Annotated in this window: 7 protein-coding genes and 2 pseudogenes; 4 read left to right on the top strand and 5 right to left on the bottom strand. The window is 71.8% G+C overall.

What is annotated here, in order from left to right:
- Nucleotides 1–703, top strand: a 703-nt coding sequence (locus BU198_RS15560; protein ID WP_188297450.1) for a TerD family protein, incomplete at its 5' end; no start/stop codon positions are given.
- Between the two features lie 124 nt (nt 704–827).
- A complete protein-coding gene (locus BU198_RS15565; RefSeq protein ID WP_188297451.1) occupies nt 828–1793 on the top strand; it encodes an SGNH/GDSL hydrolase family protein in 966 nt (321 codons plus the stop codon).
- A 100-nt stretch (nt 1794–1893) separates the two neighbouring features.
- On the opposite strand, the gene BU198_RS15570 is transcribed toward BU198_RS15565, so the two are convergent.
- A complete protein-coding gene (locus BU198_RS15570; protein ID WP_188297452.1) occupies nt 1894–2586 on the bottom strand; it encodes an RraA family protein in 693 nt (230 codons plus the stop codon).
- A gap of 147 nt (nt 2587–2733) precedes the next feature.
- On the opposite strand from BU198_RS15570, the pseudogene BU198_RS15575 reads away from it, so the two are divergent.
- Nucleotides 2734–3146 (top strand): annotated as a pseudogene (locus tag BU198_RS15575) (Uma2 family endonuclease).
- A 72-nt stretch (nt 3147–3218) separates the two neighbouring features.
- Here BU198_RS15575 and BU198_RS15580 read toward each other — a convergent pair.
- The 4 genes from BU198_RS15580 to BU198_RS15595 all read right to left on the bottom strand — a co-directional run bounded on the left by BU198_RS15580 (nt 3219) and on the right by BU198_RS15595 (nt 7934).
- A complete protein-coding gene (locus BU198_RS15580) occupies nt 3219–4148 on the bottom strand; it encodes a proline dehydrogenase family protein (RefSeq protein WP_188297453.1) in 930 nt (309 codons plus the stop codon).
- Between the two features lie 206 nt (nt 4149–4354).
- Nucleotides 4355–5983: an L-glutamate gamma-semialdehyde dehydrogenase gene (pruA, locus tag BU198_RS15585; protein WP_188297454.1), complete on the bottom strand. Its 1629-nt coding sequence runs from the start codon at nt 5981–5983 to the stop codon at nt 4355–4357.
- 242 nt (nt 5984–6225) lie between these two features.
- Nucleotides 6226–7341 carry an FAD-dependent oxidoreductase gene (locus tag BU198_RS15590; RefSeq protein WP_188297455.1) on the bottom strand — a complete coding sequence of 372 codons (1116 nt, stop codon included), beginning with the start codon at nt 7339–7341 and terminating at the stop codon, nt 6226–6228.
- Nucleotides 7338–7934, bottom strand: coding sequence for a PadR family transcriptional regulator (locus BU198_RS15595; RefSeq protein WP_188297456.1), 597 nt, complete (start codon nt 7932–7934; stop codon nt 7338–7340). The genes BU198_RS15590 and BU198_RS15595 overlap by 4 nt, the downstream gene beginning before the upstream one ends.
- 146 nt (nt 7935–8080) lie before the next feature.
- Here BU198_RS15595 and BU198_RS15600 point away from each other — a divergent pair.
- Nucleotides 8081–8294: pseudogene (locus BU198_RS15600) on the top strand (PucR family transcriptional regulator); the annotation flags it as partial.

Genomic DNA, 8294 nt, shown 5'->3' on the forward strand with positions numbered 1-8294 from the left:
CCCGCCCGCGCCCGCCTCCTCCCCCGTCGACCCGCGGATCGCCCTCGCCACCGGTCAGACCGCCGTCCCGGCCCCGCCCGCGGTTCCCCCGGCGCCCACCGTGCCCCCGGCCCCGGCCGCGCCCGCCAAGATCACCCTGGACAAGGGCCGGGTCAGCCTGGTCAAGGGCAGCTCGGTCTCCCTGGTCAAGAACGGCCGCCCGTTCCTCTCCTCGATCCGGATGGCCCTCGGCTGGAAGTCCGCCGCCCGCGGCCGCTCCGTCGACCTGGACGCCTCGTGCCTCGCCTTCGACGCCCGGCACAAGCGGCTGGAGACGGCCTGGTTCATGAAGCTGAACATCTTCAACGGCGCGATCTCCCACTCCGGCGACAACCTGGTCGGCGGCGAGGGCGGCGACGACGAGGTGATCACCGTCCACCTGGAGGGCCTGCCGGCCGATGTCCACGGGCTGGTCTTCGTCGTGAACTCCTTCTCCGGCCAGAAGTTCACCGACGTGCGCGACGCCTACTGCCGTCTGCTGGACGCCCGGACGGAGGAGGAACTGGTCCGCTTCGACCTCACCAACTCCGAGCCGCACACCGGCGTGGTGATGTGCAAGCTGGTCCGCCGCCCCGGCGGCGAGTGGGAGATGACGGCGCTCGGCGAGTACGTCGACGGCAAGACCGCCCGGGCGATGATCGAGCCGGCCGCGTCGATGCTGTAACCCCGCGGCGTCATGGCCGCGCCCGTCGATTCACCCCTTTGAGGCATCAAGTCGTCCTCGTGGCAGCTCGATTGACTCTCAGGGGGGTGAATCGCGCTCCTCCCCGCACCCGAGGAGGAGATCCGTGCCACGCTTCCTGTCCCGCCTCGCCGTCACCGGCACCGCGGCGGTGCTCGCCGCCGGGCTGATCACCCCGACCACCGCCCAGGCCGCCGCCGGCCCCGGCGTCCGCGCCGGCTCGCTCCACTGGACGGCCCTCGGCGACTCCTACACCGCCGGGGTCATCGAGGCCACCGGCGACGAGACCGCACCGCGCGACGGCTGCGCCAGGACCGTCGAGTCCTACCCCGAGATCATCCGCCGCGACCTGGGCTCCCTGGTCGGCCTGCGCAACGTCAGTTGCAGCGGCGCCACCACCGGCAACGTCGACGTGAGCACCCAGTCCCCGCTCGGCCGCCCGCTCCCGCCGCTCGGCACCGACCCGAACGCCCCCTACCCGGCCGTCCCGCGGCAGATCGACGCCGTCGACCCGGCCACCGACCTGATCACCGTCGGGATCGGCGGCAACGACCTCGGCTTCGCCGAGATCCTCAAGAGCTGCATCGAACTCGGCGCCGTCCACCTCGGCCAGGGCACGCCCTGCAAGGACAAGTTCGACGCCGAACTGCCCGGCCGGTTCGACCGGTTGCGCGCCGACTACGGCCGGATGCTCGACTCACTGCACGCCAAGGCCCCGTCCGCCAGGGTCCTCACCGTCGGCTATCCGCACCTCGTCCCCGAGAACGCCGCCCTCTGCCGGTACGGCAACCCCCTCCAGTTCGGCACCTTCACCACCGGCGACCTGGCCTGGACCCGCACCGCGCTCCTGGAGCCGCTCGACGCGCTCATCGCCCAGGTCACCGCCGCCCACGGCGACTCCTTCGTGGACCTCTACCCCGCCAGCGCGGGCCACAGCGTCTGCGACGCCGACCACTGGCTGGACGGCGTGCTGACCAGCGTCCTCCCCCTCAGGTACGCGGTGGTGCACCCCAACGCCACCGGCCAGGCGCACACCGCCGCCCTGGTCGAGGACGCCGTCCTCGGCGGCTGAGACCAGGGCAGCCCCCGTACCCGCCGGCGAGACCTTCCTCCACCCGGTGGACGGCTACGTCGGCCTGCACGTCATGTACCGCCGGCTCCGACCGGCCGGCCTACTCCTCGATCGCCCCGCCGACCCGCCGCAGGTGCTGCCGGAAGCTGTACGCCGGGTCGGCGGCGCGGCGCTCCAGGTACTCGTCGAAGGCGGTCTGCCGGCGCAGCGTGTCCCCGGCGGCGATCCGCCCGGCCTGCGCGCGTTCGGTCCCGGCGATCGCGCCGGCCGTCTCCAGCACCTCCGCGACCCGGTCGGCGGGGACGAACAGCACCCCGTCCGGGTCGGCGAACACCACGTCCCCGGCGCTCACCGGGTGCGGCCCGAACTTCGCCGTCAGCAGCGCCGCCGGCTCCCGGTCGTCCAGCCGCACCGGGCCGAGCGGCAGCGCGCCGTAGCTGAACACCGGCAGCCCGATCTCCAGCAGCTCGGGGGTGTCCCGGTGCAGCCCCCACACCACGATCCCGGCCACCCCGGCGGCCCGCGCCTCCAGCACCGCGAGGTCCCCGATGCAGGCCTCGTCGGTCCGCCCGCCGTTGTCGACCACCAGCACGTCCCCGGCCGCGGCCGTCCCGTACGCCTCCAGGAACACGTCCACGCTCCCGTAGTGACGCACCGGCAGCACCCGCCCCGCCACCCTGGCCCCGGCCACCACCGACGCGACACCCACCGGCGCCACCCGCAGCCCCACCCCGAGCCGCACACAGGCGTCCGCCACCAGCGGCGTGGACAGCTCCGCGAAAGCCTTCAGCATCCCGACTCCTCCCGTCGAAAAGCCAGTTCACCAGCACGGAATCCTATGGCAGGCCTCAAACTCACACCATCGAGTGGAACTCCGCCGCATACGGCATAGCCCGGCCGAGCGGCGGTCAGCGTGACGGCCATCTGAAGGAGGGGCATCATGAGTGCTGTGGCGCATGAGCAACCGATCACGGGCTCCCCGACGCAGACCGGCATCCTGCTGGAGAGCTTCCTGAGCCTGCACTCCCCCGAAGGCTTCCGAGCCGAGCTCATCGAGGGAGAGATCATCGTGGCACCACCCCCGGACGGCGATCACGAGGACCACATCAACCACCTGCTCAAGCAGGTGTGACATCCGCCAAGCCCGACCAGGACCGGATCGCCAAGCGCCACTGCTACGCCCGCGCCGGCATCCCGCTCCACCTCCTCGTCGACCGCGAGAAGTACCAGGTCGGTCTCTTCGGCAAGCCCCACCGGGAGGAGTACACCGAGGTCCACCTGGCCGCCTTCGGCGAACCGCTCGCGCTCCCGGCGCCCTTCGGCTTCGAGCTCGACACCAAACCGTTCCTCTGACGGCCGTTCCCGCTGACGCCGACGGCCCGCACCCCCCGTCAGGGGTGCGGGCCGCAGTTCGTGGGCGCCGGGTCAGCCGCGGGTGGCCATGGCGCGCAGGAAGAAGGTCAGGTTGGCCGGGCGCTCGGCGAGGCGGCGCATGAAGTAGCCGTACCACTCCTGGCCGTACGGGAGGTACACGCGCATCGTGTTGCCCTCGCCGGCGAGGCGCAGCTGCTCCTCGGGGCGGATGCCGAACAGCATCTGGTACTCGAAGGAGTCCCGCTTGCGGCCGTTCCACTGGGCCAGCTGGCCGGCGATCTTGATCATGTTGGGGTCGTGCGAGGCGATCATCGGGTAGCCCTCGCCCGCCATCAGGACCTTCAGGGCGCGGACGTACGCGAGGTCCACCTCGTGCTTGCCCTGGAAGGCGACCGACTCGGGCTCCTTGTAGGCGCCCTTGCACAGGCGCACCCGGGAGCCGGGGCCGGAGAACTCGCGGCAGTCGGCCTCGGTGCGGCGCAGGTAGGCCTGGAGGACGACGCCCAGCCAGGGGAAGTCCGCCCGCAGCTCGCGCGCGATGGCGAGGGTGGAGTCGGTGGTGGTGTGGTCCTCCATGTCGAGGGTCACCGTGGTGCCCGCGTCGGCGGCGGCCTCGCAGATGCGGCGGGCGTTCTCCAGCGCGATCTTCTCGCCGTCCACCGGGAGGAACTGGCCGACGGCCGACAGCTTGACCGACACCTCGGCGCCGGCCGCGAGGCCGGTCTCCTTGAGGGCCTTGAGCAGGTGCTCGTAGGCCTCGGCGGTGCCGGCGGCCTGGGCGGCGTCCTGGGTGTCCTCGCCGAGGTGGTCCAGGGTGACCTTGCGACCGGTGGCGATCAGGTCGTCGGTGGCGGTCACCGCGTCGTCGAGGACGTCGCCGGCGACGAAGCGCTCGACTATCGCGTGGGTCGGCGGGAACTTCTCGACCACGGTGCGGACCTGCGGGGACCGGGAGGCCGCGAGAAGGGCGGAACGGAGCATCGTGACTCCTGGTGCTGGTGTTTCCAAGGGTGGCAGAAGGGCCGGGGCGGCGGTATCCGGGTGCCGCGCGCGGCGCGTCCCGGGAAGGGTGGCGGCGCGCGACGGGTGGGCGGACCGCCGCCCCGGCGGGGCGACGCCCGGCTGCGGGACCGGGCGTCGCGGGTGACCGGTGGCTACTGGACGAGCCGGCTGGTCGGAGGGGCTGGTCAGCCCATGTGCGGGTAGCGGTAGTCCGTCGGCGGGACGAAGGTCTCCTTGACCGAGCGGGTGGAGGTCCAGCGCGCCAGGTTCTGCTTGGCGCCCGCCTTGTCGTTGGTGCCCGAGGCCCGGCCGCCACCGAAGGGCTGCTGGCCGACGACGGCGCCGGTCGGCTTGTCGTTGATGTAGAAGTTGCCGGCGGCGAAGCGCAGCTTGTGCATCGCGTCCTGGGCCGCGGCGCGGTCCTGGGAAATGATCGCACCGGTCAGGCCGTAGGCGGACGCCGACTCCATCTGGGTCAGCATCTCCTCGTACTTCTCGTCCTCGTAGACGTACACGGCCAGGACCGGGCCGAAGTACTCGTCCTTGAAGTACTCGCTGGACGGGTCCTGGCAGACCAGGACGGTCGGGCGGACGAAGTAGCCCACCGAGTCGTCGTAGGTGCCACCGGCGAGGACCTCGACCTGCGGGTCGGCCTGGGCGCGGTCGATGGCGGCCTTGTTCTTGGCGAAGGAGCGCTCGTCGATGACGGCCGACATGAAGTTGGACAGGTCGCTGACGTCGCCCATGGTGAGGCCGTCGACCTCGGCGGCGAACTCGTCCTTGAGGCCGGCCCAGATCGACGCCGGGACGTAGGCCCGCGACAGCGCCGAGCACTTCTGGCCCTGGAACTCGAAGGCGCCGCGGGTCATCGCGGTCTTCAGGACCTTCGGGTCGGCGGACGGGTGGGCGACCAGGAAGTCCTTGCCGCCGGTCTCGCCGACGATCCGCGGGTAGGTGCGGTAGCCGGAGATGTTGGTGCCGACCTCGCGCCACAGGTGCTGGAAGGTGGCGGTGGAGCCGGTGAAGTGGATGCCGGCCAGCGCGGGGTGCTTGAGCGCGACCTCGGAGACGGCCAGGCCGTCGCCGGTCACCATGTTGATGACGCCCTTGGGCAGGCCGGCCGCCTCCAGCAGCTGCATCAGCAGGTGCGCGGAGAACTGCTGGGTCGGGGACGGCTTCCACAGCACCACGTTGCCCATCAGCGCGGGCGCGGTCGGCAGGTTGCCGGCGATCGCGGTGAAGTTGAACGGGGTGATCGCGTAGACGAAGCCCTCCAGCGGGCGGTGGTCGCTGCGGTTCCACACGCCTTCCGAGGAGATCGGCTGCTCGGCCATGATCTGGCGGGCGAAGTGCACGTTGAAGCGCAGGAAGTCGACCAGCTCGCAGGGAGTGTCGATCTCGGCCTGCTGGGCGGTCTTGGACTGGCCGAGCATGGTGGCGGCGGCCAGGGTCTCGCGCCAGGGGCCGGCCAGCAGGTCGGCGGCCCGGAGGAAGATCGCGGCGCGGGAGTCGAAGGAGAGCGCCTGCCAGGCCGGGGCCGCGGCCAGGGCAGTGTCGATGGCGTCCTGCGCGTCGGCCTGGGTGGCGTTGCGCAGGGTGCCGAGCCGAGCCGCGTGGTTGTGCGGCTGGACGACGTGGATCTCGGTGCCGCCGCCCATCCGGCGCTCACCGTTGATCGTCATGGTCAGCTGGACCGGCTCCTGGCCGCCCAGCTCCTTCAGCTTGGCCTCCAGACGAGCCCGTTCCGGGCTCCCGGGGGCGTAGCTGTGGACCGGCTCGTTCACCGGCGCGGGGACCTGGGTCACAGCGTCCATAGAGCGCACGCTCTCCTTCGTTCAGTGCGGGGGGATTGCCGGCGCGGGTTGCGCGCCGGCCACAGCACGAACGCTATTCCTGGCTACCGGGCCACATGATTGGCCGGGCGGCTAAATTCCCCCGTACGGCATTGTCCGGCCCGACGAAGGGGGTCACGCCGCGGTCACGAACCGTCCCCGATCGCCCCACCGTTCACACCACCTCGCACCACCGGCCCACGCCCCCGGCGCGGGACACCGGCTCACACTCCGGCGCTCGCCTTCCGGCCGTTCACCACCGCTGCTCTGGCCGCGACCTCCTCCACCACCGGCCGCCGGGCTCCCTCGTAGGCCGCCAGGGCGCTCGCCAGGTCGGGCTGCCCGGCCAGGCAGCGGGCAAGTTCGACGGCGCTCTCGGCGGCCAGCGAGACCCCCTGGCCCGAGCTGTTGGACGGGGCGTGCACCGAGTCGCCGACCAGCACCATCCGGTCGCGGTACCAGTGCGGAACGGAGGGCATGATCTCCAGCCGGGGGAAGACCTCGACGCTCGCCTCGTCCGCCGCCGCCAGGACCTCCCGGGCGGGCAGGTCCTCGGCGTGCCGCTCGCGGACCAGCGCCAGCCAGTCCTCGCGCGACACCGCCCTGACCTGCTCCGGGGTCGGCTGCCCGGGACGCGGGATGTTGCTGAACCAGGCGGTCCCGGTGCCGTCCCGCAGCGCCCAATATCCGAAGAACGCCCGGGGCCCCTGGGCGAAGTGGATGGACTCCCCGGCCGCGCGGGGGCCGTCCAGCCGGTGCGCGCTGTGTCCACCGATCCCGATCAGGCCGGTGTACCGGGGGCCGGGCGCGGCCGGGTCGATCAGCCCACGGACCGCGGAGCGGGTCCCGTCCGCGCCGATCACCAGGTCCCCGTCCGCGGTGGTTCCGTCGGCGAACCGGGCGGTGATGCCGGTCGTGCGTTCCTCGACGCCGGTCAGCCGCTTGGCGTACCGGACCGGGATGCCCTCCCGCCGCAGCCGCCGCTGGAGGACGGCGTACAGCTCGGCGCGCCGCATCACCCGGCCGGACACCTCGGGGAACTCGCCGAGGACACCGTTCCCGGCGTCCTCGATGACCATCCGGTCGATGCGCTGGCCGATCGCGGCGACCTCCGCTTCGAGGCCGACGGCCGCGAGAGCCGCGAGACCGTTGGGCGCAGTCATAAAAGTTCCGCCGATGCCGCCGGCCGCGGTCGGGTAGGCCTCGAAGACCTCCGCCTCGATGCCGGCCCCGTGCAGTGCCAGCGCGGCCACCGGCCCGGCGATGCCGCCGCCGATGACCAGGGCCTTCCCGGTGGTGCGCGTGGTGGGTGCGGTCCGGATGGTGCGGGCGGTGCTCATTCCATCCTCCTCAGGAATTCCTGCAGGGTCCGGGTGAACTCCGGCTCCCTGAGCTGTCCGATGAGGTGCTCGGTGTAGCGTCGCTCGGCTTCCAGCAGCGCGAGGGCGTAGTCCTCCTCGACGACGAACATCGGGTGGACGTCCATCCCGCCGACCTCGTGCAGCATGGCCCGCGAGGCGTGGATCCTCGCGTCCAGCGCCTCCAGCCGTCGGGCCAGCAGTTGCGCCGACTCCTCGATCGGCAGTGCCGCCAGCAGGCACAGGGCCACCCCGAACGCCGGGTACTCGTGCTGTGGTTCGGCGACCAGCTCGCGCATCCAGTCGCCGAGCTCCGCCGTGCCCTCCTCGGTGAGGGCATAGACGGTGCGCTCCGGGCGCTGGGTGTCGCGGACGGTCTCCTGCTCGGCGACGAACCCGGCCTTCCGCAGCTGCTCCACGACCATGTAGAGCGAGCTGCGGTTGTACTTGATGTTCCGGTCCTTGCCCTGCTCCTTGAGCCGGCGCCCCATCTCGTACGGGTGCATCGGCTCGATCGTGAGCTCGGCCAGGACCGCGAGGGCCAGCGGGTTCGACACCTTGCGTCGCTTCGCCATGGAGATGTTCCTCATCGATTGGTCAGTACCGACTATTCATTCTCGGATAGTCAGGGTCAACTATTCGGTATCGACGATCCCGAACTCTGTCCGCCCGGCTAAAATCAACCACATACCGTTGTCCGGGCGGATGAAGGAGGACCGGAGTGACCACCCCCGGCCTGCCGCTCCGTCAACTCCTGATGTCCCTCGGCGAACCGCTGGTCGAACTACAGGCCGCCCCGCAGGGACTGGACGTCCCGGTGCGCGACGTCGCCATCCTCGACCCGGAGGACCCACCGACCGCCGCCCCCGGCGAACTCGTGCTCGCGATCGGCGCCCGCGGCCGCGCCGCCCTGCCCGCCCTGCGCGCGGCCGGCC

The sequence above is a fragment of the Streptomyces sp. CBMA156 genome, assembly GCF_014596515.1.
Classification (GTDB): Bacteria; Actinomycetota; Actinomycetes; order Streptomycetales; family Streptomycetaceae; genus Kitasatospora.

What these genes read in the sequence shown, in the direction of transcription:
- BU198_RS15570 (WP_188297452.1), bottom strand. Translation starts at nt 2,586, where the DNA reads ATGCTGAAGGCTTTCGCGGAGCTGTCCACGCCGCTGGTGGCGGACGCC.
- BU198_RS15580 (WP_188297453.1), bottom strand. Translation starts at nt 4,148, where the DNA reads ATGCTCCGTTCCGCCCTTCTCGCGGCCTCCCGGTCCCCGCAGGTCCGC.
- pruA (WP_188297454.1), bottom strand. Translation starts at nt 5,983, where the DNA reads ATGGACGCTGTGACCCAGGTCCCCGCGCCGGTGAACGAGCCGGTCCAC.
- BU198_RS15590 (WP_188297455.1), bottom strand. Translation starts at nt 7,341, where the DNA reads ATGAGCACCGCCCGCACCATCCGGACCGCACCCACCACGCGCACCACC.
- BU198_RS15595 (WP_188297456.1), bottom strand. Translation starts at nt 7,934, where the DNA reads ATGGCGAAGCGACGCAAGGTGTCGAACCCGCTGGCCCTCGCGGTCCTG.